The 25,594-nt window shown below is 73.8% G+C and carries 28 protein-coding genes and 1 pseudogene; 18 read left to right on the top strand and 11 right to left on the bottom strand.

All coding sequences use genetic code 11. From position 1 onward, the window contains the following. Nucleotides 1-6: 6 nt before the first annotated feature. Together KBX37_RS21475 and KBX37_RS21470 are read right to left on the bottom strand one after the other, a co-directional pair. Nucleotides 7-666 carry a DUF6766 family protein gene (locus KBX37_RS21475; RefSeq protein WP_210777716.1) on the bottom strand — a complete coding sequence of 220 codons (660 nt, stop codon included), beginning with the start codon at nucleotides 664-666 and terminating at the stop codon, nucleotides 7-9. A gap of 91 nt (nucleotides 667-757) precedes the next feature. Next, nucleotides 758-1,240, bottom strand: a complete 483-nt coding sequence (locus KBX37_RS21470) for a DUF4383 domain-containing protein (RefSeq protein WP_210777715.1) — start codon at nucleotides 1,238-1,240, stop codon at nucleotides 758-760. A 196-nt stretch (nucleotides 1,241-1,436) separates the two neighbouring features. On the opposite strand from KBX37_RS21470, the gene KBX37_RS21465 reads away from it, so the two are divergent. From KBX37_RS21465 to KBX37_RS21455, 3 genes are read left to right on the top strand one after another with little or no spacing between them, the layout of a single operon-like run. After that, entirely contained in the window at nucleotides 1,437-2,216 is a 780-nt protein-coding gene (locus tag KBX37_RS21465) for a hypothetical protein (protein ID WP_210777714.1), read from the top strand. Between the two features lie 31 nt (nucleotides 2,217-2,247). Next, nucleotides 2,248-2,712: a phage holin family protein gene (locus KBX37_RS21460; RefSeq protein ID WP_210777713.1), complete on the top strand. Its 465-nt coding sequence runs from the start codon at nucleotides 2,248-2,250 to the stop codon at nucleotides 2,710-2,712. Then, the gene (locus tag KBX37_RS21455; RefSeq protein WP_210777712.1) at nucleotides 2,709-3,392 is read left to right on the top strand and encodes a DUF3618 domain-containing protein; all 684 of its coding nucleotides are present in this window, start codon (nucleotides 2,709-2,711) and stop codon (nucleotides 3,390-3,392) included. The genes KBX37_RS21460 and KBX37_RS21455 overlap by 4 nt, the downstream gene beginning before the upstream one ends. A 122-nt stretch (nucleotides 3,393-3,514) precedes the next feature. Here KBX37_RS21455 and KBX37_RS21450 read toward each other — a convergent pair whose 3' ends face one another. Together KBX37_RS21450 and KBX37_RS21445 are read right to left on the bottom strand one after the other, a co-directional pair. Then, nucleotides 3,515-4,624, bottom strand: coding sequence for a glycosyltransferase family 2 protein (locus tag KBX37_RS21450; RefSeq protein WP_247658618.1), 1,110 nt, complete (start codon nucleotides 4,622-4,624; stop codon nucleotides 3,515-3,517). Then, on the bottom strand, nucleotides 4,621-5,361 hold the full coding sequence (locus KBX37_RS21445) for a class I SAM-dependent methyltransferase (protein WP_210777711.1): 741 nt from the start codon (nucleotides 5,359-5,361) through the stop codon (nucleotides 4,621-4,623). Before KBX37_RS21445 ends, KBX37_RS21450 begins: the two co-directional genes overlap by 4 nt. 137 nt (nucleotides 5,362-5,498) lie before the next feature. Between KBX37_RS21445 and KBX37_RS21440 the strand changes: the two genes are divergently transcribed. Together KBX37_RS21440 and KBX37_RS21435 are read left to right on the top strand one after the other, a co-directional pair. Then, nucleotides 5,499-6,140 carry a cyclase gene (locus tag KBX37_RS21440; protein ID WP_210777710.1) on the top strand — a complete coding sequence of 214 codons (642 nt, stop codon included), beginning with the start codon at nucleotides 5,499-5,501 and terminating at the stop codon, nucleotides 6,138-6,140. After that, nucleotides 6,137-7,315 carry a zinc-dependent alcohol dehydrogenase gene (locus KBX37_RS21435; protein ID WP_210777709.1) on the top strand — a complete coding sequence of 393 codons (1,179 nt, stop codon included), beginning with the start codon at nucleotides 6,137-6,139 and terminating at the stop codon, nucleotides 7,313-7,315. Before KBX37_RS21440 ends, KBX37_RS21435 begins: the two co-directional genes overlap by 4 nt. A 32-nt stretch (nucleotides 7,316-7,347) precedes the next feature. On the opposite strand, the gene KBX37_RS21430 is transcribed toward KBX37_RS21435, so the two are convergent. Beyond that, on the bottom strand, nucleotides 7,348-8,595 hold the full coding sequence (locus tag KBX37_RS21430) for a cytochrome P450 (RefSeq protein ID WP_210777708.1): 1,248 nt from the start codon (nucleotides 8,593-8,595) through the stop codon (nucleotides 7,348-7,350). 236 nt (nucleotides 8,596-8,831) lie between these two features. Between KBX37_RS21430 and KBX37_RS21425 the strand changes: the two genes are divergently transcribed. After that, entirely contained in the window at nucleotides 8,832-9,233 is a 402-nt protein-coding gene (locus KBX37_RS21425; protein ID WP_210777707.1) for a hypothetical protein, read from the top strand. Between the two features lie 104 nt (nucleotides 9,234-9,337). Here the strand turns inward: KBX37_RS21425 and KBX37_RS21420 are convergent, their stop codons facing one another. After that, complete coding sequence (locus tag KBX37_RS21420) at nucleotides 9,338-9,556, bottom strand: DUF397 domain-containing protein (protein WP_067312494.1); 219 nt, start codon at nucleotides 9,554-9,556, stop codon at nucleotides 9,338-9,340. A 66-nt stretch (nucleotides 9,557-9,622) separates the two neighbouring features. Here KBX37_RS21420 and pepN point away from each other — a divergent pair, with 66 nt between their 5' ends. The 6 genes from pepN (at nucleotide 9,623) to KBX37_RS21390 (ending at nucleotide 15,648) form a co-directional block, all read left to right on the top strand. Then, nucleotides 9,623-12,139, top strand: coding sequence for an aminopeptidase N (gene pepN / locus KBX37_RS21415; protein WP_210777706.1), 2,517 nt, complete (start codon nucleotides 9,623-9,625; stop codon nucleotides 12,137-12,139). Nucleotides 12,140-12,210: 71 nt separating this feature from the next. After that, nucleotides 12,211-12,807, top strand: a complete 597-nt coding sequence (gene nadD / locus KBX37_RS21410; protein ID WP_210777705.1) for a nicotinate-nucleotide adenylyltransferase — start codon at nucleotides 12,211-12,213, stop codon at nucleotides 12,805-12,807. Between the two features lie 110 nt (nucleotides 12,808-12,917). After that, nucleotides 12,918-13,328 (top strand): ribosome silencing factor, encoded by a 411-nt coding sequence (rsfS, locus tag KBX37_RS21405; protein WP_088960765.1) that lies wholly within the window; start codon nucleotides 12,918-12,920, stop codon nucleotides 13,326-13,328. Further along, a complete protein-coding gene (locus tag KBX37_RS21400; protein WP_210777704.1) occupies nucleotides 13,325-13,972 on the top strand; it encodes a histidine phosphatase family protein in 648 nt (215 codons plus the stop codon). Before rsfS ends, KBX37_RS21400 begins: the two co-directional genes overlap by 4 nt. A gap of 48 nt (nucleotides 13,973-14,020) precedes the next feature. Beyond that, nucleotides 14,021-14,869, top strand: a complete 849-nt coding sequence (locus KBX37_RS21395) for a DegV family protein (RefSeq protein ID WP_210777703.1) — start codon at nucleotides 14,021-14,023, stop codon at nucleotides 14,867-14,869. Nucleotides 14,870-14,886: 17 nt separating this feature from the next. Continuing rightward, entirely contained in the window at nucleotides 14,887-15,648 is a 762-nt protein-coding gene (locus KBX37_RS21390; RefSeq protein WP_210777702.1) for an SDR family NAD(P)-dependent oxidoreductase, read from the top strand. Nucleotides 15,649-15,725: 77 nt separating this feature from the next. On the opposite strand, the gene KBX37_RS21385 is transcribed toward KBX37_RS21390, so the two are convergent. The 3 genes and pseudogenes from KBX37_RS21385 to KBX37_RS21375 all read right to left on the bottom strand — a co-directional run bounded on the left by KBX37_RS21385 (nucleotide 15,726) and on the right by KBX37_RS21375 (nucleotide 17,119). Next, nucleotides 15,726-16,274, bottom strand: a complete 549-nt coding sequence (locus KBX37_RS21385; protein ID WP_307849147.1) for an AAA family ATPase — start codon at nucleotides 16,272-16,274, stop codon at nucleotides 15,726-15,728. A 66-nt stretch (nucleotides 16,275-16,340) separates the two neighbouring features. Continuing rightward, nucleotides 16,341-16,839, bottom strand: a pseudogene (locus tag KBX37_RS21380) (transposase family protein); the annotation flags it as partial. A gap of 55 nt (nucleotides 16,840-16,894) precedes the next feature. Continuing rightward, nucleotides 16,895-17,119 carry a GntR family transcriptional regulator gene (locus KBX37_RS21375; protein ID WP_088960769.1) on the bottom strand — a complete coding sequence of 75 codons (225 nt, stop codon included), beginning with the start codon at nucleotides 17,117-17,119 and terminating at the stop codon, nucleotides 16,895-16,897. Nucleotides 17,120-17,707: 588 nt separating this feature from the next. On the opposite strand from KBX37_RS21375, the gene KBX37_RS21370 reads away from it, so the two are divergent. The 4 genes from KBX37_RS21370 to KBX37_RS21355 all read left to right on the top strand — a co-directional run bounded on the left by KBX37_RS21370 (nucleotide 17,708) and on the right by KBX37_RS21355 (nucleotide 22,747). After that, nucleotides 17,708-18,664 carry a ComEA family DNA-binding protein gene (locus KBX37_RS21370; protein ID WP_210777701.1) on the top strand — a complete coding sequence of 319 codons (957 nt, stop codon included), beginning with the start codon at nucleotides 17,708-17,710 and terminating at the stop codon, nucleotides 18,662-18,664. Nucleotides 18,665-18,750: 86 nt separating this feature from the next. Beyond that, entirely contained in the window at nucleotides 18,751-21,153 is a 2,403-nt protein-coding gene (locus KBX37_RS21365) for a ComEC/Rec2 family competence protein (RefSeq protein WP_210777700.1), read from the top strand. A 143-nt stretch (nucleotides 21,154-21,296) separates the two neighbouring features. Further along, nucleotides 21,297-22,277, top strand: a complete 981-nt coding sequence (gene holA, locus KBX37_RS21360; RefSeq protein ID WP_210777723.1) for a DNA polymerase III subunit delta — start codon at nucleotides 21,297-21,299, stop codon at nucleotides 22,275-22,277. Further along, nucleotides 22,274-22,747, top strand: coding sequence for a hypothetical protein (locus KBX37_RS21355; protein WP_307849146.1), 474 nt, complete (start codon nucleotides 22,274-22,276; stop codon nucleotides 22,745-22,747). Before holA ends, KBX37_RS21355 begins: the two co-directional genes overlap by 4 nt. A 205-nt stretch (nucleotides 22,748-22,952) precedes the next feature. On the opposite strand, the gene rpsT is transcribed toward KBX37_RS21355, so the two are convergent. Both rpsT and KBX37_RS21345 read right to left on the bottom strand, forming a co-directional pair. Continuing rightward, nucleotides 22,953-23,219, bottom strand: a complete 267-nt coding sequence (gene rpsT, locus KBX37_RS21350) for a 30S ribosomal protein S20 (protein WP_154942482.1) — start codon at nucleotides 23,217-23,219, stop codon at nucleotides 22,953-22,955. Nucleotides 23,220-23,332: 113 nt separating this feature from the next. Next, nucleotides 23,333-24,346, bottom strand: coding sequence for a phosphotransferase family protein (locus KBX37_RS21345; RefSeq protein WP_210777699.1), 1,014 nt, complete (start codon nucleotides 24,344-24,346; stop codon nucleotides 23,333-23,335). Nucleotides 24,347-24,432: 86 nt separating this feature from the next. Here KBX37_RS21345 and KBX37_RS21340 point away from each other — a divergent pair, with 86 nt between their 5' ends. Continuing rightward, nucleotides 24,433-25,038: a DUF4240 domain-containing protein gene (locus tag KBX37_RS21340; RefSeq protein WP_210777722.1), complete on the top strand. Its 606-nt coding sequence runs from the start codon at nucleotides 24,433-24,435 to the stop codon at nucleotides 25,036-25,038. Next, nucleotides 25,035-25,571, top strand: coding sequence for a DUF4240 domain-containing protein (locus KBX37_RS21335; protein WP_210777698.1), 537 nt, complete (start codon nucleotides 25,035-25,037; stop codon nucleotides 25,569-25,571). Before KBX37_RS21340 ends, KBX37_RS21335 begins: the two co-directional genes overlap by 4 nt. Nucleotides 25,572-25,594 lie beyond the last annotated feature (23 nt).

Below are 25,594 nucleotides of genomic sequence, written 5' to 3'. Positions count from 1 at the left end.
GGTGGGTCAGGCGCCGGTCTGGGCGTGCTCCACGGTGACCGGCTTCGACTCCGGCGACGCGTGCTGGCGCAGGACGATGCTCAGCAGGATCAGCGCGCCGACGGCCAGGAACTCGCTCTGCCAGTTCTGCATGGACTGGAACCAGAAGTCGCTGGTGCCGAGGAACTGCCAGGCGCTGATCGGGGCGGCACCGCTCTGCAGCGCCTGCTCCTCGTTGTACTGGGCCACGCCGCCGAGCAGGTGGCCGACGAACGAGCCGGCGAAGATTAGCAGCAGGGCCAGCGAGAGGCTGTTGCGGTAGACCATCAGCGGCAGGCCGCCGACCCGGGCGGGCCACGGTGATTTCGGCCCGGCCCGGCGCTCGTCGTCCTCCGGGCGGTCGGTCTGCCCCTCCGGCTTCGACTCGGCCGACCCCCGCTGCACCAGGTACGCGGTGAGCAGCACGTAGCCGCCCATCTGGAGGAACTCCGACTCCCAGTTCTCGAAGACGGACTCGGCGAAGTGCCCCGTGCCCAGGTACGCCAGCCAGTCGATCGGCTGGGCGCCGTACTCGGCCAGCTCCTCGTTGTGGGTCTGCCACCCGAAGACGCTCTGCAGCGACAGGAAGACGAAGAAGGCGCCCAGCATGGTGATGCTCAGCGCGTTGTTCCTGATCCACCGCGGCATCGTGACCTCCTCGTCCCTGTGCCTGACGCTTCGGTGCCCGGATCCGGCAAGGATCAAACTCGGACACGCCGGGCGCTCCGGGCGCCGTGCCTCAGGGGCGGTCGATCGCGTTGTCCAGCCGGCCGCCCGTGCCCGCGTCGTTGGAGAGCAGCAGCCCGAGGGTGAGCATGCCGAAGCCGAGCCCCAGGTGCAGCCAGTTGGCGGCGCCGTTGAGCGGGATGAAGTTGGCCATGGCGTCCCGGTCGAGCAGGAAGCCGTACAGCCACAGGCCCAGGTAGGCGGCACCCCCGCCGGCCAGGAACAGCCGGGCGCCGGCCACCCGGCGGGCCATCACCAGCCCGAGCAGTGCGGAGAGCAGGTGCAGCAGGTTGTGCAGGATCGACACCTGGACCAGGCCGAGCAGCTTCGCCTGCGAGTGGTGACCGGCGAAGGCCAGGTCGCCGTACCCGGTGGTGACGCCCGGGACGAAGCCGAGCACCCCGAGCAGCAGGAAGATCACGGCCACCACGAGCGCGACCAGCTGGATCCGGGGTTTCGGCCCGGCCGTGCCACGCCCGCGCGCGTCTCGTGCCATCGATGTCACCTCCACGCAGCAGCTGCCGGTCGCAGCCGGACGATCCTCAATTCTGTAGCCATCAGGACACGGACCGTAGAGAAATGGCGATTCAGGCATGGACCCGACGACCGGGGGTAGTCAAAGTTTGCGCCGATGTGACGGTCGGCGATCCCCCGAGCGCAGAGCCGCACAAGTGCCGAGCGGAAGGAAAACCATGACTTACGATCTGTCATCCTCGTCCTCCACCTACGAGAGCGAGCACAGCAACGGCGGTGGCGTCCGCGACCAGGCCCGCCAGGTCGGCGCCGAGGCCGCCAACGCGGGTGGCGCGGTCGCCCAGACCGCCAAGGAGCAGGGTCGCGAGGTGGTCGACGAGACCAGGCGGCAGGCCCGCAACCTCTACGGCGAGGCCCGCAACCAGCTCGCCAGCCAGACGGGCGCGCAGCAGCGCCGGGCGGCCGGCGGGCTCCGCTCGCTGGCCGACGAGATGCGCTCGATGGCGCAGAACGGCGGCGCGGGCGGCCCGGTGACCGAGCTGGCCCACCAGGCGGCCGACCGGGTGCACGGCGTGGCCGGCTGGTTGGAGGAGCGCGAGCCGGGTGACCTGCTCAACGAGGTCAAGACCTACGCCCGCCGCAACCCGGGCACCTTCCTGGTGGGGGCGGCCCTGCTGGGCGTGCTCGCCGGCCGGCTGACCAAGGGCATCACCTCCGCCGGCGACGACCAGACCGGCAGCCACGGCCTGTACGGCGGCGGCTACGCCGACCCGGACCGTACCGAGGTCATCCCGACGCCGCCCGTGCAGCGCGCGGTGCCGAACGGCGGCTACCTCGACCCGACCCCGGGCTACTCCGGCACGGCCTACCCGGACAACGGCGGCACCACCAGCTACGCCGACCCGGCGGGCGGCACCGGCCAGCCGCTGCCCCCGGTGACCCAGACCGACCCGCTGCCGGGCGTGCCGTCCAGCGGCACCGGCACCCCGCGTCCGTGAGCGTACGAGTCATCCGAAGGGAGGCGGCGGCATGAGCATGCCGACGCAGGGGTCCGGACTGGACTCCGGGTACCACCCCGCGGGTGCGCCGCACACCGCGGACGAGGTCAGGGGCAGTTCCCTCGGTGAGCTGATGCGTCAGGTCACCGCCGACCTGTCCACCCTGATGCGGCAGGAGGTGGAGCTGGCCAAGGCCGAGATCCGCCAGGAGGGGAAGAAGGCGGGCAAGGCCGCCGGTCTCTTCGGCGGCGCCGGCTTCGGCGGCTACATGGTGGCGCTGTTCCTGTCCATCGCGCTGTGGCAGGCCCTGGACAACGTGCTGGATGCGGGCCTGGCCGCGCTGATCGTCGCCGTGATCTGGGCGGTCATCGCCGCCGTCCTCTACTCCATGGCCAAGAAGAACGCCGAGCGTATTCGCGGCCTCAAGCAGACCAACGACAGCGTGCAGCGCATCCCCGACGCGCTGAAGCCCCACCCGGAGGGAGTCACCCGATGAGCACCGATCCCGACCAGATCCGCCGGGAGATCGAGGCGACCCGCAACAGCCTGAGCTCCGACGTGGACGCGCTGGCGTACAAGGTCAGCCCCGGCCGCATCGTCGACGACCGTAAGCAGCGGGTGCGCAGCGCGCTGCAGAATGTGAGGGAAAAAGTTATGGGTAGCGCTTCCGATCTCGGCCACAGCACCGGCCACGCCGCCCACTCGGTCGGCGACCGCACCTCCTCGGCGGCCTCGACCGTCGGCGACAAGGCCCACTCCGCCGCCTCGACCGTCGGCGACAAGGCCCACTCGGCCGCCTCGACGGTCGGTGACGCCGCCCAGCGGGCGCCGCAGGTGATCCGGCAGAAGTCCGAGGGCAACCCGGTCGCCGCCGGCCTGATCGCCTTCGGCGTCGGCATGCTGGTGTCCTCGCTGATCCCGGCCACCCGCCGGGAGCAGGAGCTGGCCGCCCAGGTCAAGGAGAAGGCCACCGAGCACAGCGGGGTGGTGAAGGAGAAGCTGGGCGAGGTCGCCGGCGAGATCAAGGAGGAGCTGCGCGAGCCCGCGCAGCGGGCCACCGAGTCGGTGAAGTCCACCGCGCAGGACGCCGTCCACGCCGTCAAGGACGACGGCAGGTCGGCCGCCCAGGACGTCAAGGACCAGGCGCAGCAGTCCCGCGAACAGGTGCGGTACTGACCCGGGGCACCTACGTCGTACACCGCACCTCGCGGCCACTCCCGGCTTCCGCCGGGACGTGGCCGCGAGTGGTGTGACGGCTGAATCGCGCTCCTCGTCCGCGCCAGTGCGGGCGCCGGGGATCAGCGCGCGGTGCGGCGGCGGCGGAGGGTGTGTTCGTAGTGGGCGGCGCGGCGTACCCGGCCGTCGGCGTACCGGACGCCGCCGCGCAGGACCCGCCGGGCCAGGGCGAGCCAGGCGCAGGTGCCGCGCTCCAGCAGCCACAGCGGGGCGGCCAGGGCGGTGGTCGGCGGGAAGACCGCGGCGCCACCGGCCCGCCGCCGGCCCCGCTCGGCCAGGGCGACCGTCGCGGCGCCGGCCACGAGCAGCGCACCGGGCCGGCGGGCGGCCAGCGCGGCCAGCACGCCGGGCAGCACCGCCAGCGAGGTGAGCAGCCGCACCGGCTGGGCCAGGTCGTCGTACGCCTGGCGGACCCGCTGGCCCCGGAAGTGCGCCGCGGTCGGTGGCAGCCGGCGTACGTGGAGCCCGGCCGGTGCCGCCTCGGTCCCGCCGTACGCCCGCACCGTGCGGATCAGCTCCAGGTTCTCGAAGAGCACGTCCGGGTCGTAGCCCCCCATGGCGCGGAAGGTGCTCCGGCGCACCGCCAGGGTGCCCGGGTAGTCGGCAGCGAGCGCCCGGTTGAGCAGGGTCCGACCGGTGTCCCACCAGGCGTGCCAGGGCAGCGGGTCGAAGTAGTTCTGCGGCCGGACCAGGTCGGCGGTGTCGAGCAGCCGGTGCACGGCGTGCAGCCCCGGCTCGTCGTACCGGACGTCGTCGTCGGCGATCACCACGTGCTCGTGCCGGGCCATCGCGACGCCGGTGAGCACGCCGCGGACCTTGCCGTTGACCCCGCGTACCGCCGGGTCGGGGGCCGCGTGCCGGAGGACGCCGCGCCACGCGGCGGCGTGCCGGGCGAAGACCTCCGGCGGGGAGCCGTCCACCACGGTCACGTCGACCAGCGCGGCGATCGACCGCAGGTACCCGGTCAGCTCGGCCAGGTCGGCGTCGTCGGACCAGCGCAGCGGCAGGACGTACTCGACGGGGAGCCGATCCGGGCGGACGCCGCGCTGTGGCGCGCGGACCGCGGGCGGGTCCGCCGGCTCGGGCGGGACCGGACCGGCGGCAACGGCCGACGGCTCGGGGGCGGCCACCGGTGGACCGGCGACCGGCCGGCGCCGGGCCGGGGCGCTCACGCCGACTCCGGGCACCGGTACACGGACACGTGCTCCCGGCTGTCGTCGGTGAAGGGGCCGCCGGACCAGTCGACCCACCGGTGTTCCCGGCTCATCCCGGCCAGTCGGGCCATCAGGTCCAGCTCGGCCGGCCAGGCGTAGCGGTGGTTGGCGGGCAGCAGCCGCACCCCGTCGTTGCCGAGTCGGATCTTGGTGGTGGTCATCCGCTGCTCGGCCGGGTGCAACCGGGCCGCCTCCAGCAGCACCGCGTCCTGCGCGACGTGCACCGGGCGCAGCGCCGTGCCGCCCCGGAACGCGCCCGGGTCGGGCACCCAGGCCTCCACCACGAACCGGCCCCCGGGCCGCAGGTGCGCGGCGGCGTTGCGGAAGCAGGCGACCTGGGCGTCCTGGTCGGGCAGCGCGAAGATCGTGTTGAACGCGAGCAGCACCAGGGCGAACTGGCCCGGAACGCGAGCCTGCGTGAAGTCGCCGATGGACACCTCGATCCGCTCGCCGCCCGGCTTTGCCCGCAGCCGGGCGGCCATCTCCGCCGACCCGTCGATCCCGGCCACGGTGAGCCCCCGTTCGCGCAGCGGCAGGGCCAGCCGGCCGGTGCCGATGCCGAACTCGCAGACCGGGCCGCCGTCGGCGAGCGCCGCCAGGCGGTCCACGGCCGCGTCGGGGGAGAGGTGGGCGAACGCCAGGTCGTAGACGTCCGCGGGGATGTGCCGGCCGTACTCGCTCGCGTCGAAGGGCAACGCTGCCTCCCGGGAACGGTGTTCGTGACGGCATGCCCGGAACCCGACCGATCAAACGGGGCGTTTCGACGCGTTCACGTCGGGTAGCGCACCGGGATGCGGGCGCCATCTCCGGGCGCTCGGGCGGAGGAGACGTGATGACCAGCAACGGAACGAGGTGGGCGCTGCTCGGCGCCACCACGGCGACCGCGGTCGGGGTCGGCCGGCTGGTGGCCCGGCGGCGCCGCCGGCACCAGCCGGACCGGCAGGGCGGCTGGTACGTGGTGCGCCGGGGGATCACCGTGGACCGGCCGATGGACGCCGTCATCGGCTTCTGGACCGATCGGGAACGACTGGACCGGGCCCTGGCCGAGTGGGCCACCCTCGAACAGCTCGACGACAACCGCTGGCGCTGCGTCGCCAGCGACCCCGCCGGTGGCGGCACCGAATGGCGGGCCGAGATCACCGTCGACGGTCCCGGCCGGCTCAGCTGGCGGGTCACCGACGGCCCGGTGCCGCAGCAGGGACACGTGGACCTGGCCCCCGCGCCGCAGGACCGGGGCACCGAGATCCGAGCCGAGCTGCGCTACCGCGCCGGCGGCCCACTGGGCCGGCTGCTGGGCCTGGCCCGCGGCGACGAACCCGACCTGGCGCTGCGCGACGCGCTGCGGCGGATCAAGTCGCTGATCGAGGCCGGCCAGGTGATCGACACCCGGCACGACCCCTCCGGGCGCAGCCCCGCACAGGAGGCCGCGACCGACCAGGTCCGCGAGCGGCTGACGACGGGAGGACGGGCGTGAGGGCGCTGTGCTGGGAAGGGGTCGGCAAGCTGGCGGTCCGGGACGTGCCCGAGCCGCGCGTCCGGGCCGAGGGGGACATCATCGTCAAGGTCCGGGCCAGCAGCGTCTGCGGCTCCGATTTGCACCTGATCAACGGCTTCCTGCCGGCGATGCGGGAGGGCGACATCCTCGGCCACGAGTTCATGGGCGAGGTGGTGGAGACCGGGCCGGGCGTGCAACGGCTGCGCGTCGGCGACCGGGTGGTGGTCGGCTCGGTGGTGGCCTGCGGCGGCTGCTGGTACTGCCGCACCGAGCAGTTCTCGCTCTGCGACAACTCCAACCCGCAGCCGGTCGTGCCGGAGAAGCTGTGGGGCCACTCGCCGGCCGGCATCCTCGGCTACTCGCACGCCGCCGGCGGCTACTCCGGCAGCCACGCCGAGTACATCCGGGTGCCGTTCGGCGACGTCGGCGCGTTCAAGGTCCCCGACGGGGTGCCCGACGACGCGGTGGTCTTCGCCTCCGACGCCATGCCCACCGGCTGGATGGCGGCCGACTTCTGCGGTCTCTCCGGCGGCGAGGTGGTGGCGGTCTGGGGTGCTGGCGGGGTGGGCCAGCTGGCCGCCCGCGCCGCCCAGCTGCTCGGCGCCGGGCGGGTCATCGTCATCGACCGGCTGCCGGAGCGGCTCGCCACGGCCGCCGACCGGCTCGGGGTGGAGACCATCAACTACGCCGAGACCGACGTGCTGGAGGCGCTGCGGGAGATGACCGCCGGCCGGGGACCGGACGCCTGCATCGAGGCGGTCGGCATGGAGGCGCACGACGTCGGCCCGGCGTACGCCTACGACAAGGCCAAGCAGAGCGCCCGGCTGAGCACCGACCGGCCCACCTCCGTCCGCCAGGCGATCATGGCCTGCCGCAAGGGCGGCACGGTGAGCATCGTCGGCGTCTACGGCGGGCTGGTCGACAAGTTCCCCCTCGGCGCGGCGATGAACAAGGCCCTGGTGCTGCGGATGGGGCAGATGCACGCCCAGCGCTACATCCCGATGCTGCTGGACCGCCTCGCCGCCGGCGAGATCGACCCCGGCTACCTGGCCACCCACCCGATGTCGTTGGAGGAGGGCGTGCGCGGCTACGAGATCTTCGAGAAGAAGCAGGACGCGTGCCTGCGCAGCGTCCTGCACCCGGCGATGGCCTGACCGACGTCGCGTGCGTCGCGCCGGGCCGGGGCTCAGCCGGTGCGGCGCACGGCGTCGATGACGAAGCCGCTGGGCGGCAGGGTCGGCATCCGGCCCAGGTTCAGGGCCAGGTTCTGCGGTGGCACCTCGTACCGCATGGCGGTGGTCAGCATGGTGACCGCGCGCTTCATCAGCTCGATGGTGATCCACTCGCCGGCGCACCGGTGCCCGCCGAGGTGCTCGCCGCCGCCCTGCGGCACGAAGCCGTACGGGTCGTCGCGCCAGCCGGCGAAGCGTTCCGGGCGGAACCGTTCCGGCTTCGGCCACAGGTCGGGGTGGTGGTTGGTGCCGTACAGGTCGAGCAGCACCCGCCGGCCGCGCGGGAAGTGGTGGCCCTGCCAGTCGAAGGAGCGCCGGACCCGGGCGGCGGCCACCGGGAAGAACGGGTAGTAGCGGCGGACCTCCTGCACGAAGCACTCGGTGGCCTCGTCACCGGCCCGGACCCGCTCCCGCCAGGCCGGGTGGTCGTGCAGGGCCAGGGCGGCGAAGACCACGTACCGGTCGACGGCGACGGTGGGGCGCAGCACGTTGAGCAGCTCCACCGCGGCGACCCGGCGGGGCAGCAGCCGGCCCTGGGCGTCCCGGTGCTCGGCGATCGCCCGCAGCGCGCTGCCCTCCGGCACGGGCAGCGTGCCGACCCGGGCCCGCTCCACCACGTCGCCGGCCCACCGTTCGCCCCGGCGGCGGGCGAGCAGCCCGCGCCAGTGCCGGGGTCCGAGCGCCGCCGGAGCGTCGATCATTCCGTGCAGCTCGTCGGTGCGGCGGGCGACCTGGCTCGAGGCCAGCGGGATGCCCGCCCAGGCGCAGACCGCCCGGGTCAGCATCGGGGCGACCTCGTCGTAGAGGACCACCCGACCGGACTGCTCCCAGACCGGGATGCGGGTGGTCCACTCGTCGGCGAAGAGCTGCCCGAGCTGCCGGACCGCGCCGGGCGTCATGATCGACAAGAGCATGCCCTTGCGGTCGGTGTGCGCCGATCCGTCCAACCCCTGTACGCCGCCCCGACCGGTCAGCGTCCACTGGCCCCGCATGGGCATCGCGCCCTCGCGCTGGAACCGCTCCGGGTCGTAGAAGAGCACCGCCGCCGGCCGGCCGCGCAGGCAGATCGTCCGTTCCAGCAGCAGCCGGGTCTGGAAGATGTCGCTGCCGTAGCGGTCGCAGCGGGAGCCGATGTACCGGTATCCCTCGCGCAGGAACGCCAGGGAGCCCTCCGGGCTGCGGTCGACGGGCGTGGTGACCATCGGACTCTCCTGACGCGGGTGACAGCGGCCGGCCGCACTGGTCGACCGAATTGCGTTACCCAGGTCGGGCCCACTGAATCCCGCCCGGACCGGCGCCGTGGGGGCCGGCGGGGCACCCGGGGGTGTGGGCCAGTCGACGAGCCGTCCGCTGGCCCCTCCCAGGACGCCGGAAACCTGGTTTCCTCGTCACCGGGGCGGCCACGGGTGTGCGGCCGGCGTGACGACGGGGAGGGCCGATGCGGGACAACAGGCCGCCGTACTGGCGGCAGCGGCGGACGCTCGAGGCGTTCGGGAGCGGCCGGTCCGGCGGAGCCGACGGTCCACCGCTGATCACCGTTGCCCGGCGGGCGCCCCGGCCGCCCCGGCGCTTCACCGCCCACCTCGGCTTCGAGGCGGACGGGCCGGAGCAGGCCCGCGACCTCGCCGTCGCGTACGCCGAGGCGTTGAGCCTGCTCCGTCCGGAGCTGGTGCTCGGCGCGGCAGCCCTCTCACCGGCCGACGCCTGGCACCGGGCCGAGCGGCTCTTCTGCGGCGCGCCGGGGCCGGACGGCGAGCGCTGCGCCGACGTGGCCGGTCATCCCGGCTTCCACCACGCCGCGGGCCCCGGTGGCCTCGGCTGGGGCGAGGGTGACGGGTGAGCCGCGGCGGGCCGGCGACCGGCGGTGTCCCGATGGCGGGCGACACCGCCGGGCCGCCGGCCCGACGTCGACCGGGCGTACCCCGGCCCCGCGGCGCGCGGCGCTCAGTCCAGGTCGAACTCGCCGTCCTGCGCGCCCGCGACGAAGGCGTCCCACTCGGCCTGGGTGAAGACCAGCACCGGCCCGTCCGGCTCGGCGGAGTTGCGCATGCCGATCAGGTCGTCGACGAAGGCCACCTCGACCGCGCTGTCGGAGGTGTCGCCCTCGGCTCGCTGCCAGACCGCCCGGGACAGGTCGAAATCGCCCTTGGGATGCTGACCCATTGTTCGTCCTCCATCACCACGCGTCATGGGGAGCCCGTCCGGTTCCCCGTCGGGCAGGATAAGCGGATGCCGAGCCTGACCCGTGTAGAGGCGACCGCGCGTCGCGCGCTGATCACCGTCGAGTCCTACGACGTGGACCTCGACCTGACCGGCGGCGGCGAGCGGTTCCGCTCCACCGCCATCATCCGGTTCCGGGCCACCCCCGGAGCCGACACCTTCGTCGAGGTCAAACCCGCCCGACTGCTCGGGGCGCGCCTCAACGACCGGGACCTCGACCCGGAGGCGCTGGCCGACAACCGGCTGCCGCTGACCGGGCTGGCCGGGGAGAACACGCTGACGGTCACCGCCGAGATGGCGTACTCGAACACCGGCGAGGGGATGCACCGCTTCGTCGACCCGGCCGACGGCGAGATTTACCTCTACGCGATGTCCTTCCTGGACGACGTGCAGCGACTCTTCGCCGCCTTCGACCAGCCCGACCTGAAGGCGCCGGTGACCCTGTCGGTGACCGTCCCGCCGGAGTGGACGGTCGCCGCCAACGGGCAGCTCGCCGCCAACCCCCGGCCGGGGCGCTGGGAGTTCGCCCCGACCGCGCCGCTGGCCACGTACTTCGTCTCGCTGATCGCCGGCCCCTGGCACGTACGCCGCGCCGAGCACGACGGCATCCCGCTCGGTGTCTACTGCCGGCGGTCCCTGGCCGAGCACCTGGACGCCGACATCGACGAGATCCTGACCGTCACCCGGCAGTGCCTCGACCGCTTCCATCAGCTCTTCGCCGAGCGCTACCCGTTCGCCAAGTACGACCAGGCGTTCGTGCCGGAGTTCAACGCCGGCGCGATGGAGAACTCGGGTCTGGTCACCCTCCGCGACGACTACGTCTTCCGGTCGGCGGTCACCGACACCCAGCGGGAGCTGCGGGCCACCACCATCGCCCACGAGATGGCGCACATGTGGTTCGGCGACCTGGTGACCATGCGGTGGTGGGACGACCTGTGGCTCAACGAATCGTTCGCGGAGTACCTGGGCACCCGGGTGACCGCCGAGGCGACCCGCTTCGACCAGGCCTGGACGACCTTCGCGATGCGCCGCAAGGCGTGGGGGTACACCGCCGACCAACGTCCCTCCACCCACCCGGTGGCTCCGCAGGAGGTCCGCGACGCCGCGCAGGGCCTGCTCAACTTCGACGGCATCTCGTACGCCAAGGGCGCCAGCGTGCTCCGGCAGCTGGTCGCCTGGCTGGGCGACGAGGCCTTCCTGGCCGGCCTGAACGCCCACTTCGCCGCCCACCGGTTCGGCAACGCCACCCTGGCCGACCTGCTGGCCAGCCTCAGCTCGGCCAGCGGCCGGGACCTCACCGACTGGGCGGAGCGCTGGCTGCGCCGCCCCCAGGTCAACACGCTGCGGATGGAGACGGCGGTGGACGCCGACGGCCGCTGGGTCGACGCCGCCCTGGTGCAGACCGCCCCGGACGCCCACCCCGTGCTGCGCCCGCACCGGGTCGGCGTGGGCCGGTACGCCCCCGACGGCACGGTGCGCCGCATCGAGGTGGACCTCGACCCGGACACCGACAAGGGCCGCACCGAGCTGACCGCGCTGGTCGGCGAGCCCGCCACCGGCCTGCTGCTGCCCAACGACGGCGACCTGACCTTCGCCAAGATCCGCCTCGACGCCGCCTCCGCCGACGCGGTGCCGCTGGTGCTGCCGGGGCTGCCCGACCCGCTCGCCCGGGCGCTGCTCTGGGGCGAGGCGCTGGACGCCGCCCGGGACGGCGAGCGCCCGGTCGCCGCCGTGGTCGCGCTGATCGCCGCGGCGCTGCCCGCCGAGACCGAGGTGATCATCGCCGAGGACGTGCTCACGCTGAGCCGCGGCCTGATCGACCGCTACCTCGACCCGCTGGCCCGCGACGCCGCGCTGCTGCGGGTCGCCGGGGCGTGCGCCGCGCTGCTCGCCGGGGCGCCGGCCGGCGGCTCGTTGCAGCTCGCCGCAGCGCGGGGTCTGATCGCCGCCAGCACCGACACCGGGCTGCTCGCCGGCTGGCTGGCCGGGGACGGGGTGCCGGAAGGGCTGGCGGTGGACACCGACCTGCGTTGGGCGCTGCTGCTGCGGCTGGTGGTGCTGGGTGCGGCGGGCGAGCCGGAGATCGCCGCGCAGGCGGCCGCCGACCGCAGCGCCACCGGGGCGGAGCGGGCCGCGTGCTGCCGGGCGGCGCTGCCGGACGCCGAGGCCAAGCGGGTCGCCTGGGAGATCGTGACCAGCAGCACGGAACTGTCCAACCGGCTGGTCGAGGCGACCGCCGAGGGCTTCTGGCAGCCGGAGCAGGCCGAGCTGACCGCGCCGTACGTCGAGCGGTACTTCGCCGACATGCCGGCGGCCGCGCGGCTGCGTACCGCCTGGACGGCCGACCGGGTGACCACCCTGGCGTTCCCCCGGTACGCCGTGGCGCAGCCCACCCGGGAGCTGGCCGCGGCGCTGCTCGCCCGCGACGACCTGACGCCCGGGCTGCGCCGCTGGGTCACCGACCTGGACGATGACCTGCGCCGCGCGCTGGTCGCGCGGACGGCGGTGGCCGCCGCGTCCGCCTGAGTCGGGCCGGAGGTTGGGACGGTCCGGCGGCCCCGACGGGCCGCCGGCCGTCCCCGGCCTACGATCGTCGGGTGGAGGAAGACATCCGGCGGATCGGCATCATGGGCGGCACCTTCGACCCGATCCACCACGGGCACCTGGTGGCGGCGAGCGAGGTGGCCGACCGGTTCGGCCTGGACGAGGTGGTCTTCGTCCCGACCGGTCAGCCGTGGCAGAAGGTGGACGAGCCGGTCAGCCCCGCCGAGGACCGCTACCTGATGACGGTGATCGCCACCGCCTCCAACCCCCGCTTCCAGGTCAGCCGGGTGGACATCGACCGCAGTGGCCCCACCTACACCGTCGACACCCTGCGCGACCTGCACGCCGAGTACGGCCCGAAGGTGCAGCTCTACTTCATCACCGGCGCGGACGCGCTGGAGAAGATCCTCTCCTGGAAGGACCTGGACGAGATCTTCGAGCTGGCCCACTTCATCGGCGTGACCCGCCCCGGGTTCGAGCTCACCGACAAGCACCTGCCCGCCGACACGGTGAGCCTGGTGCAGGTCCCGGCGATGGCGATCTCCTCCACCGACTGCCGCCAGCGGGTGGCCCGGGGGGAGCCGGTCTGGTACCTGCTGCCGGACGGTGTGGTGCAGTACATCGCGAAACGCCGGCTCTACCAGCAGTGAACTGGCCTGGTATGTGAGCATCTGTCCGGATAATCGACTAGAACTGACAAGTCGTCGCGCACCCGGGTATGAGACGCTTGGAGGGTCGTACGGTTGATCGAAGGAGAACGGTGACAGTTTCCGAACGCGCTCACGAGCTGGCGATGGCCGCCGCCCAGGCCGCGGCCGACAAGAAGGCGCAGGACATCGTCATCATCGACGTGGGCGACCAGCTCGCCATCACCGACGCGTTCGTCCTCGCCGCGGCCCCCAACGAGCGTCAGGTGCTGGCCATCGTCGACGCCATCGAGGAGCGGCTGCTCGAGCTGCCGGAGAAGGCCAAGCCGGTGCGCCGCGAGGGCGAGCGGGGCGGCCGCTGGGTGCTGCTCGACTACGTCGACATCGTCGTGCACGTGCAGCACACCGAGGAGCGCGAGTTCTACGCCCTCGACCGGCTGTGGAAGGACTGCCCCCAGATCCCGTTCGTGGATCGGGACCTGGTCGAGGCGGACGCCTCCGCCGGCACCTCCACCGCGGAATGACCCGCCTGATCGTCTGGCGGCACGGCAACACCGACTGGAACGCCACCAGCCGCGTCCAGGGGCAGACCGACGTGGCGCTGAACGACCTGGGCCGCGAGCAGGCCCGCGCCGCCGCGCCGCTGCTCGCGGCCCTGCGTCCGGACGCCATCGTCGCCTCCGACCTCAGCCGGGCCGCGGACACCGCCGCCGCCCTCGCGGCGGTCACCGGCCTTCCGGTACGCACCGACGTCCGGCTGCGCGAGCGGTACTTCGGCCGCTGGCAGGGGCTGGCCCTGACCGAGGTCGCCGAGCGCTTCCCGGACGAGTACGCCCGCTGGCGGGCCGGCGCCCCGGACCCGGGCGCCGAGATCGAGACCCTCGACGACCTGGGCAAGCGGATCGGCGCCGCCTTCCAGGACGCCGCCGACCTCGTCCCCGGTGGCACCGTCGTGGTCACCACCCACGGGGGCGGGGCCCGGCAGGGCTGTGGCTACCTGCTCGGCTGGGACCACGCGGTCCTGCGGACCGTGGGCTCCCTGCAGAACTGCCACTGGACCGAGCTGCGGTACGACGACGGCGTGAAGCGGCGCACGGTCCCGGGCTGGCACCTGCGCGCCCACAATGTCGGGCTGATCACCCGGCCGGCACCCGGCGAACCGGTCTGAGTCATCCGGCCCGGGCACGCTGGCGCGACATCGGCTAGCGTGCCGGGCATGCCCGTCGCGGTCGTCACCGACTCCACCGCCTACCTCCCGCCCGAGCTGGTGCAAGCGCACCGGCTCACCGTGGTGCCCCTGACCGTCGTGCTCAACGGGGCGGAGGGGCTGGAGGGGATCGAGACCTTCCCCGCCGACGCCACCCGGGTGCTCGGCGGCCGGCGGGTCTCGGTCAGCACCTCCCGCCCGGCCCCCGAGCAGTTCGCGCGGACGTACCGGGAACTGCTCGACGCCGGCGCGGACGGCGTCGTGTCGGTACACCTGTCGGCGGAACTCTCCGGCACCGTCGAGGCGGCCCGGCTGGCCGCCGCCGAGCTGGGCGACCGGGTCGAGGTGGTCGACAGCCGCGCCACCGGCATGGGCCTGGGCTTCCCGGTGCTCGCCGCCGCCACGGCCGCCGCGACCGGCGCCGACCTTCCCGGGGTACGGCAGGCCGCCCAGGACACCGTCGGCCGCACCACCATCTACTTCTACGTCGACACGCTGGAGTTCCTCCGCCGGGGCGGCCGGATCAACGCGGCCGAGGCCCTGCTCGGCACCGCCCTCTCGGTCAAGCCGATCATGCACATGCCGGACGGCGCGATCGTGGTCCGGGACAAGGTGCGCACCGCCAGCCGGGGCGTGGCCCGCCTGGTCGACCTGGCCGTCGAGGCGGCCGGCGACGCCGACGTGGACCTCGGGGTGCACCACCTCGCCGCGCCGCAGCGGGCCGAGCAGCTCCTGGCGGCGCTCACCGAGCGGCTCGGCGACCGGCTGCACGACACGTACGTCTCCGAGGCCGGCGCGGTGGTCGCCGCCCACGCCGGGCCGGGTCTGGCCAGCGTGGTCGTGCACCGCCGGCCCTGATCTCGGGTGTGTGGACGATGTCGTACGTGGTGACCGGCGGTGGCCGTGGTGTCGGCCGCGCCGTGACGGAACGGCTGCTCGACACCGGTGGCACGGTGGTGGTCGTCGAGCGGGACCCGGACGCGCTGGCGTGGCTGCCGGCGCATCCCGCCGCCGACCGGTTGGTGCCGGTGCTCGGCGACGCGGCGGACGAGCAGGTCGCCGGGCACGCCGCCGACCTGGCCGAGCGGGCCGCGCCGCTGGCCGGCTGGGTCAACAACGCGGCGGTGTTCCGGGACGCCTCGGTGCACTCCGCGCCGCCGGCGCAGGTGTGGGACCTCATCGGACTCAACGTGCGCCCGGCCCTGGTCGGCGCGGCGACGGCGGTACGCCGGTTCCTCGCCGCCGGCACCGGAGGCGCGATCGTCAACGTCTCGTCCCACCAGGCCCGCCGGCCGGTGCCGGGCTGCCTGCCGTACGCCACCGCCAAGGCGGCCGTCGAGGGGCTGACCCGGGCGCTGGCCGTGGAGTACGGGCCCCGGGGAGTGCGCACGAACGCCGTCGCGCTCGGGTCGATCCACACCGAGCGGCACGCCGCGTTCCTGGCCGAACGGGAGCCCGCTGAGGTGGAGTGGATCGAGGCGGAGCTGGCCTGGCTGCACCCGGTCGGCCGGACCGGTCGCGTCGAGGAGGTGGCGGAGGCGGTGGCGTTCCTGCTCTCGGCGACGTTTGTGAACGGGGTGACTTTGCCGGTCGACGGGGGACGGGCGGTGCTGGGGCTGGACCCGGAGGCCCCCTGATCGCCGGCGGCTGTTCGTTACAGGTGTAGATGCAACCTAAGGAACGTCTCGTAACTCGCGCAGGTTGGGCGAGGCGATCAGTGCTCGACGGCTGCTGTGCGTTGCTGGACGAACTCGACCCGAGAGGCGACATCGCTGCGGGGCAGGGTGCTGAGCTCGTAGCCATGGTGGGTGTAGGCGGCAACCATGGCCTCGTGGGTTCGCATGGCTTCGGCAAAGTCTTGGTGTCGTTCGCTGTCGGTGGTGTAGATCTGCGGCCAGGGCGGGGCGATGAAAACCCGCTGGTGGTAGCGGAACAGCTGCGCTGCGGCTGTCACGTGCGCCGGAACGGGTTGGCCGAGCAGGAGGTAATAGCCGACCAGGTCCGGGATCCCCCGGTCGAAGAAGACGGGTCCGGCATGCTGGCTGGCTTGGCGGTAGGAGCGGATCTCCCAACTGAGCATGATCTCGGCGAACAGTCGTGAGTCCCCGTTGTGCAGCGCCTGACCGCCGATCGACATCTGGTCCTGGATGATCTGTCGTCCCGCTTCGTCGACGCAGGCGTATCCGGCACGCCGAAAGCTGTCAATCAGCGTGGTCTTGCCGGCTCCGGGTCCGCCGGTGATGACGATGAACTGGCTGTTCACTTCGTCCTCTCTGAGGGGCATCTCGTGACTTGGATGAGGGCTTTGCCCGGCACCGGACCGGCGGTCAATGCCGCTGTTGCGGTAGACGATCGTGTCCCTGCGGTTGCCGGGTTCCGGGTCGCCGACGCCGATGACTCAGGCGGGTGCGGGCGTCGATGGCGACCTGCAGGTTGGTCGAGTACCGGTAGTTCTTACTCTTGACGGCCAGGCGGTGATCGCGGCTGGGGATCATGCTGCCGTCGACGATGGGATCTGGTCGACCGGCCGCCGGCGCACCGGCGCGAGGGCGAGCAGCGGGCCGAGCGTGTCGATGACCCGATGCGCTGCGGAGTGCGACACCCCGAACAGCGGCCCGATCTGCCGCATGGTCAGGTTTGTCCGCCAGTAGGTGGCCATCAGCAGCACCCGGTCGGCGAGGCCCAGGGCCAACTGAGGACCCGGCCGCCGTCGGAGATGTCGTCACCCCACGCACGGCGACCAGGCGGACCAGCTTGCGGAACTGGCCGGGCTGCAGCCCCGTGAACGGGAAGACCAATTCAGGGTCAGCTGCGGTGATCACTTGCACCCAGCATCTTGACCGAAGTCCTCAACCGACAGACGCCGGGGTTGCGAGACATCCCTTAGTCAGGCTCGGCGACGAAGACGCCTTGACCCTGTTGCCCGTAAATGAGGTTCCGCTCATGCAGTTCTTTGACAGCGCGGTACGCGGTTGACCGGGCGACGTTGTAAATCTCGCCGATCTCGGAAACCGATGGCAGTTGTTGCCCAGGCCCGTACTCGCCAGAACGAATCTTGGCCTCGATGTCATCGGCGACCCGCCGATAGTGCGGTGGTCTGGTTGGCATGATCGGCTCTCCTGGACTTCAGCGGAGATCATTTTTCCAGCCCGAAGATGATCAGGACAAGCGGACAACCCGGCAAAGTGAGCACAGTGAAAACTTGACTACAGTGAGACAGTGGCTACAGTGAGACAGTGTCCGGATGCTCCTGGGCTTCAGCAATCCGAGGTATCCGGGCCGTCCGCTCTGGGGAGCACGACGCACGGACTCTGCCCCCAGGGCGGACCTTCATCGTGAGTTGACGGAAGGTGCCCGGCGTGCCGATGGATGACGGCGACATCACTTCCGCAGATGAGCTGTTCGCGATGATGAGGATCATCGACGCTCACTGGAGCCGGGCACTTGACCAGCCATGGCGAGCAGGGGGATGCCTTGAGTGCCGGGATAGGGACAAATGTCGTCAGCTTGATTGGGCTCTAGGCGTTATGGCGGATATCGCTTCCGTCATGTTCCAGAAGTAGATGGCCAGCCGAGCCGTCCGGGTGACGTAGCACGGCGGCGCATGATCAGGCGACTGTCCACAGGGCGATCCCTCGTCCACAGGCGCTGACCGTCGGCCGCTGGCACCTGCCCTTCCCTGCCTAGCCTCGCCTCGTGTCACACGACGAGGAGACGATGGTGCGGCAGCGGCTGTTCCGGCTGGTCGGGGCAACGTCGTCGGAGGGGGAAGGCCCGCGCCTCCGGCGGACCACGCCAGGACACACCGAGCAGGCGCCGGCACCCCGGTCTGGGCCGTTCAATGAGCCGCCGCATGCCTTCCGGCCTGGGCGCTTCGCCGATTCGGCCGCGCCGCCGTCCCAGCCCGGGCGCTCGCGAGATTCCGCTCCGCTGACATCTACCGCCTGGGCATTGGACGGGGAGGCCGACGACGGGATGCCGCTACCCGACGAGGACGTTCCCACCGTCGCCCCGGCGTCGCGGCTCCCCGTCCCCGGTGCCTTCGATCCCGGTCGCCGCGGTGTGCGGGCGCTGGCCGCCGTCGCGGTGGTCGTGGTGCTCGGGGCCGGCTTCTGGGCCTGGCGGTCCCGCCCACAGGCCGAACCGGTGCGCCCGGTGGCGTCGGTTTCCGCACCCGAGGTGTCCACCGCCCCCGAGGCGACCGCGACCGGTTCCGGCGAGCTGGTCGTCGCGGTCGCTGGCAAGGTACGCCGCCCCGGACTGGTGCGGGTGCCGGCCGGCGCGCGGGTCGCCGACGCGGTGCAGGCGGCCGGCGGTGCGCTCCCCGGCGTGGACGTGGCCCTGCTCAACCCGGCCCGCAAGGTGGCCGACGGGGAGCTGATCCTGGTCGGGGTCGCCGCGCCGCCCGGCCAGCCCGGCGCCGCCGCGCCCCCGGCCGCCGGTGACCCGGGCGTCCCGGGCGGCCTGGTCAACCTCAACACCGCGACGCTGGCGCAGCTCGACGGGCTGCCCGGGGTCGGTCCGGTGCTCGCCCAGCGCATCCTGACCCACCGCGACCAGCACGGGGGGTTCCGCTCGGTCGGCGACCTGCGCCAGGTCGAGGGCATCGGCGACGCCCGCTACGAACAGCTCAAGGACCTGGTGACGGTGTGAGGCCGGGGCCGAAGCGGGTTCGTGGACCTGCGCACGGGAAGGTGGCAGCGGCTGGACCGGTCCGTCCGGGCGGGACGGTGTCCGGTGTGGCCGGCGGTCGGCCGGAGCGGTTCGGCGGGTCGGCCCTCGGGGTGGAGTCATCCGGCGAGCCGCCGGACCTGCGGCTCGCCGGCCTGGCGGTGGCGGCGTGGCTGGCCGCGCTGGCCTGCCTGCACCTCACCGCGCCGACGGCCGCGCTGCTCGCCGCCACCGCCGCTGGTCTCGCCGGCCTGGTCACCGCCCATCTGCTCGGCGTGCTCGGCCGTCCGGCCGGGCCCGTCCGCCGGTACGGCTGGATCGCCGTCGCGGTGCTGATCGGGGTGGTCTGCGGCGCCAGCGCCACCGCCGCCCGCCTGCACGTCCGCGACGCCGCCCCGCTGCGCGCCCTGGTTGACGACCGGGTCCGCGTCACCGCCGAGCTGGTGCTCCGCGACGATCCCCGCCCGATCCGCGGCGCTCCCGGTCGGCCGGCGACGCTGCTGGTGGCCACCGAACTGATCCGCCTCACCGACCCCGACGGCCGGCGGGTCAGCGCCCCGGTACGGGTACTGGTGCTGGCCACCGACCCGGCCTGGCGCGGGCGGCTGCCGGGGCAGCGGCTCACCGCCGAGGGACGGCTGACCGCGCCGCGCGGGGGAGACCTGACCGCCGCCGTGCTGATCGTGCCGGGCCCGCCGGTGGCGCACGGTCCACCGCCGTGGCTCCAGCGGGCCGCCGGTATGCTCCGCGCCGGCCTGCAACGGGCCTGCGCCCCGCTCCCGGACGACCAGGGCGGGCTGCTTCCCGGGCTGGTGGTGGGGGACACCAGCCGACTGCCGCCCACCGTCGAGGAGGACTTCCGGGCCACCGGGATGACACACCTCAACGCCGTCTCTGGCTCCAACGTGGCGATCGTGGTGGGTGCGGTACTGCTCCTGGTCCGCTGGGCGCGGGCCGGCCCGGGCGTGGCGGCCGTGCTCTGCGGGCTGGCCCTGGTCGGCTTCGTGATCCTGGTCCGCCCCTCGCCGAGCGTGGTACGGGCCGCGACCATGGGGGCGATCGGGCTGGCGGCGCTGGCCGCCGGGCGGCCTCGGGCGGCGCTGCCCGCGCTGAGCGCCGCCGTGACTGTCCTGGTCCTGGTGGACCCCGAACTGGCCGGGGACGCCGGCTTCGCGCTGTCCGTGCTGGCCACCGGAGGACTGCTGCTGCTGGCGCCGAGGTGGCGGGACGCGCTGCGGCGCCGGGGCGTACCGGCGGGGCTGGCCGAGGCGCTGGCCGTCCCGGCGGCGGCGCAGCTCGCCTGCGGGCCGGTGGTGGCCGGCATCTCCGGCACGGTCAGCCTGGTCGCGGTGCCGGCGAACCTGCTGGCGGTGCCCGCCATCGCGCCCGCCACGGTGCTCGGGGTGCTGGCCGCCGCCGTCTCGCCGGTGTGGCCGGCCGGCGCGGAGTTCGCCGCCTGGCTGGCGAGCTGGCCGGCCTGGTGGCTGGTGACCGTCGCCCGGGTCGGCGCGCGGTTGCCGGCGGGCACGGTGCCCTGGCCCGGCGGGGTGCCGGGTGCGCTGCTGCTGGCAGCTTTGACCGTGGCGCTGCTGCTCGCCGCCCGGCGGCCGGTGGTGCGCCGGCTGGTGGCGGTCGGCACCGCCGCGGTGGTCCTCGGCACCCTGCCCGTCCGGATCCTCGCCAGCGGGTGGCCGCCGGCCGGCTGGGTGATCGTCGGCTGCGCGGTGGGCCAGGGCGACGCGCTGGTGCTGCCGGTGGCGGCCGGTCGGGCCGTGGTGGTCGACGCCGGCCCGGAACCGTCCGCCGTGGACGGCTGCCTGCGCCGACTCGGCGTACGGGAGGTGTCGCTGCTGGTGGTGAGCCACTTCCACGCCGACCACGTGGGCGGTGTCGCCGGGGTCTTCCGGGGGCGGCGCGTGGTCGAGGTGCGTACTCCGGGGCTCGCCGAGCCGGCGGCCGGGCGGGACCTCGTAGCGGCGGCCGGCGCTGTTGTTCTCCGGGCCACCGAGGCGGGTTGGTCGTACCGGGCGGGCGGGGTGGAGCTGGTCGCATTGGGTCCGCCGTACCCGCTGCACGGCACCCGGTCCGACCCGAACAACAACTCCCTGGTGCTGCGCGCCACCGTGGCGGGGATACGCATCCTGCTCGCCGGGGACGCCGAGACCGAGGAGCAGCGCGCTCTGCTGGACCGGGTGCCGCCCGACGGCCTGCGGGCCGAGGTGCTCAAGGTCGCTCACCACGGCAGCGCGTACCAGGATCCGGCGTTCCTCGACGCGGTCCGGCCCGCCGTCGCGGTGGTCGAGGTCGGCGTCGACAACGACTACGGGCACCCCAGCCCGTCGCTGCTGGCCCGGCTGACCCGGGGCGGCGTCCGGGTGCTGCGGACCGACACCGACGGGGACGTGGCGGTGGTGACCGGCCGGCAGGGCCTGGCGGTGGTGACGCGGGGCGTCGCGCCGGGACGCCGGTGACCGGGTCGAGGGCGGTCGCCGGATCGAGGCGCATTGTGAGGGTGGGCCCGCATTAACGTAAATGTCTGGATTTGCGCTGAGTGCGGGGTCCGCCGTCACAGCCGCCAGTGACCAGGCACGATCCCCCGGTGGACCGTGCCAAGATGGGCGGCGTGACCGCCGCCAGCCTGCCTCCCATTCTGCTCGTCCTCGGCGACGAGGAACTGCTCGCCACGCGCGCGGTGACGGAAGCGGTGGCAAAGGTCCGCAGCGTCGACCCCGACGTGGACGTCCGGGAGTACCAGGCCGGGTCGCTGACGGTCGGCGAGATCGCCGAGATGCTCAGCCCCTCGCTCTTCGGCGGGCGGCGGGTGCTGGTGCTCCGGTCCGGCCAGGACGCCCGGAAGGATCTCGCGACCGCGCTGCTCGCGTACGCGAAGAACCCCGACCCGGACGTCCAACTGGTGGTGCTGCACCTGGGCGGGGCGAAGGGCAAGGCGTTCGCCGACGGGCTGAAGGCGGCCGGCGCCACCGTGGTCCCCGCGATGAAGCTCAAGGGGCACCGGGAGCGGGTGGCGTTCGTCCGGGACGAGATCCGCCGCAGCGGCGGGAAGTGCACCGAGGACGCCGCCGAGGCGTTGATCGCCGCCGTCGGCGGGGACCTGCGGGACCTGGCCGCCGCCTGCTCCCAGCTGCTCGCCGACACCGACGGGCGGATCGGCGCCGACACGGTGGCCCGGTACTACCGGGGCCGGGTCGAGGTGACCGGCTTCACGGTCGCCGACGCGACCATGATCGGCGACGTCCCGGGGGCGCTGGAGGCGCTGCGCTGGGCCCTGCACGTCGGGGTCGACCCGGTGCCGATCGCCGACGCCCTCGCCGACGGGGTGCGCACCGTGGCCCGGGTCGCCGCCGCCGGCCGGGGCGACCCTTACCAGCTCGCCAGCACCCTCGGCATGCCCGCCTGGAAGATCAAGAACGCGCAGCAACGGGCCCGGGGCTGGACCCCGGAGGGCCTGGTCGAGGCGATGCGGGCCGCCGCCGAGTGCAACGCGGCGGTCAAGGGCGGCGCGGACGACCGGGCGTACGCGCTGGAGAAGGCGGTCTTCTCCGTCGCGGCCGCCCGGCGGGGCGGCGCCCGGTGACCGGCCCCACCCGGACGGCGTGGAGCACCGTGCCCGGCGAGGACGAGCGGTACCGCCCGCTCTACGCCCGGGCGCTCGGACTGCGCGTCGTCAACCCGGGTGGGGTGCTCTGCTTCCTCTTCTTCGAAGGCGCGGTGGCGCTCGCCGTGCTGCTCGCCCTGGCCGAACTGGTGAGTTGGTGGGCGGTGGTGGTGCTGCCCGCCGCCGTGGCCCTGATGGTCAAGCTCAACGACATGGTGGCCGAGCGGGTCGTCCGCTCGGCGGCGCTCGTGCCGGAGCAGGAACGGGACCGGTTCCGGCGGCAGATGGAGCCGGTCGTCGGGCGGGCGCGGGTGCCTCGGACCCTGCCCGGCATGGTGGTCGCCGCCGAGCCGCCCGGTGCTCCCGCCTGGCGACGCGGCACGTCGGACCGGCCGTGGGGAGCGCGCGGACCCGCTGGCCCGACCGGCGATTCCGTCGACCGGTCCTGACCCGCCCGCGGTCGCCCGCGACCGTGATCGACTCCGGCGGGTGGGCGACATGGCGGTGTCGCAATGGTGCGGATGCCGCCAGGTCGGCGGAACGGAGTCGACCATGCGATCATCGACGGCCAGGGCGCGTGAGGGTGCCGGAGGGCGGACAGCCTGAAGCCCCGGGCGTCGCCCGGGGCTTCAGGTCAGGTCTGAGGTCGCTCGGTCAGGCCGAGAGCGAGCCGACGCGCTTCGCGATCGCCGACTTCCGGTTCGCCGCCTGGTTGGCGTGGATGACGCCCTTGCTGGCGGCCTGGTCCAGCTTGCGGGCCGCGTCACGCATGAGAACGGTGGCCTTCTCGGCGTCACCGGCCTCCGCAGCCTCGTTGAACTTCCGGATGGCGGTCTTCAGCGACGACTTGACCGACTTGTTACGCAGCCGGCGCTTCTCGTTCTGCCGGTTGCGCTTGATCTGGGACTTGATGTTCGCCACGCGACAGCCTCGTCTTGATAGCTCGGTTTGGTCTGCTTCTGCGCGCGACAAGCAGGCGTCATCGCTGCGCGAAGAGCCAGGTTACCAGGTCGGTCGGGACGAGCCAAAACGACTCAGCTCCAGCCCCGCCGGACGGCCAGCCAGCGCAGCGCCTGCTCCCCGCTGAACCGCTGGTGCGCGCCCAGGTGCGGGGAGACCGCCGGTGCGGGGTGCGGGACGGGTGGGGCCGGTGGTGGGCCCGCGGCGGCGGAGGTGAGGTAGTAGCCGGCCAGTGCGGCCAGCGTCACGTCGAGGGCGTCCGGCGGGGCGCCGACCGTGGCCGGATGGCCGGCGAAGATCGCGTCCACGGGCAGCCCGTCGGCGTACCCGGTGATCAGCAGGCCGGCCAGGTCGAACCAGGCGGGGCCGTGGCAGATCCAGTTCCAGTCGCAGAACCAGGCCCGCCCGCCGGCGTCGAGCAGCACGTTGTCCACCCGCAGGTCGCCGTGGACCAGGCCGCGGCCGGCGGCGTACCCGGGCAGCCGGGACTCCAGCGCGACCAGCTCGGGCAGGCGGCCGTGCGCGGCGGCCGGCATCGGCGGCACCGGTTCGCGCCCGGCGGCCACCTCGCCCCACCACAGGATGTCGTCGCGGGCCAGGTCGGCCAGGCGGGGCAGGCCGAGGGCGACCAGTTCGGCGGGCGGGTCGGCCAGCGCGGCGGCCAGCTCGGCGTACCCGGCGAGGACGGCGTCCAGCTCGGTCCGGTCCCAGGGCAGCCGGGGCGTGCGGCCGTCGACGGCGTCCAGGGCGAGCGCGTACCAGCCGAACGCGGTCAGCGCCCAGCGTGGGCGGGGCACCGGCAGGCCGCCCGGGAGCCGGGCGAGGACCGCCGCCTCCCGGGCGTACCAGTCGGCCAGGTGCCGCTGGTGGGTCAGGTCGGCGGCCTTGACGAAGATCCGGCCGCCGTCCGCGCCCGTCAGCAGGGCGGCGAACCCGCCGGTGAAGCCCGCTGTCGCGGTACGCGCCGACACCACCGGCGCGCCGAGCCGGTCCGCCACCGCGGCGCGCAGCCCGGCGGGCAGCGCCGACCAGTCCGGCCGGACGGCGGTGGCGTGGTACGGCACCGGGAGCGCGGGCACGCCCACCATGCTGCCCTGCCGGTGCGCCCCCGCCCAGCCGCGTGGTCCGTCCCGGCTTGCTGTCGTACCGCGCTGGCAGCATCCGCCCCGTGCGCATGGACGAGTTCTGGGCGTTGATCGAGCGGTCCGCCGCCGTCACCGCCAGCGGAGACGAGCGGCTGGCCTGGCTCACCGACCGCCTGGCCGAGCGGCCCGCCGGCGAGGCGGTGGACTTCGCCGTCCGGCTCGACGAGCTGCGGGGCCGGGTCGACACCTGGCGGCACTGGGGCGCGGCGCTGCTGATCTGCGGCGGCCTCTGCTCCGACGACGGCTTCCACTACTTCCAGGCCTGGCTGGTCGGGCTCGGCCGGGCGGCCTTCGAGCGGGTCGCCGACGACCCGGACGCGCTCGCCGACGTCCCGCAGGTGCGTCGCCTCGCCGGCCGGCACCCGCGCGAGTGGGCGGAGCACGAGTGGCCCGAGTGGGAGTGCCTGGACTACGTCGCGGACGAGGCGTTTGAGCGGGTCACCGGCGAGGAGGAGGGCCTGGACGAGGCCGTCGAGGCCCGGGGGCGGGAGCTGAGCTGTTCGCCCGACCCGGTCGACGAGCGGTGGGATCTCGGCGACGGGGCCGAACTGGCCCGCCGGTACCCGCGACTCGCCGCCATGTTCCCGCTGCCGGATCGCGGCCGGGAGCTGGTCTGGGAGACTGCCAGACCATGAGGACCGACGACTTCTGGCAGCTGATCGATGAGGCGCGGGCCGGCGGCGGGGGAGAGGGCGACGCGGTCGCCGCCCGCGCGGTCGCCCTGCTGGCCGAGCGGGACCCGGAGGACATCGTCGGGTACGCGCGCCACCAGCAGCGGGTGCTGTCCGCCTCCTACCGGGTCGACCTCTGGGGCGCGGCCTACCTGATCAACGGGGGCGCCTCGGACGACGGTTTCGAGTACTTCCGGGGCTGGCTGATGACCCAGGGCCGGGCGGTGTTCGCCCGGGCGGTGAGCGACCCGGACTCCCTGGCGGAGCTGCCCCGGGTGCGGGCCGCCGCGCTCAGCGGCGAGGAGTTCGAGTGCGAGGACATGCTCACGGTGCCGTGGGAGGCGTACCGGAAGGCGACCGCGACCGAACTGCCAGCGGAGCGGGACCCGGTCGCGGTGCCCGACCTCAACGACTTCTGGGACTTCGACGACGAGGACGAGGCCCGGCGCCGGCTGCCCCGGCTGGCGGCGCTCTTCGTCGAGCCGCCGGAGGAGTGACCCGCCTGGCCCCCCGCCCCACC

Source organism: Micromonospora sp. U56, from assembly GCF_018070095.1.
In the GTDB taxonomy this organism is placed as follows: domain Bacteria; phylum Actinomycetota; class Actinomycetes; order Mycobacteriales; family Micromonosporaceae; genus Micromonospora; species Micromonospora purpureochromogenes.
The sequence above is the reverse complement of the archived record's forward strand: the minus strand, read 5'-3'. Positions and strand labels throughout refer to the sequence as shown.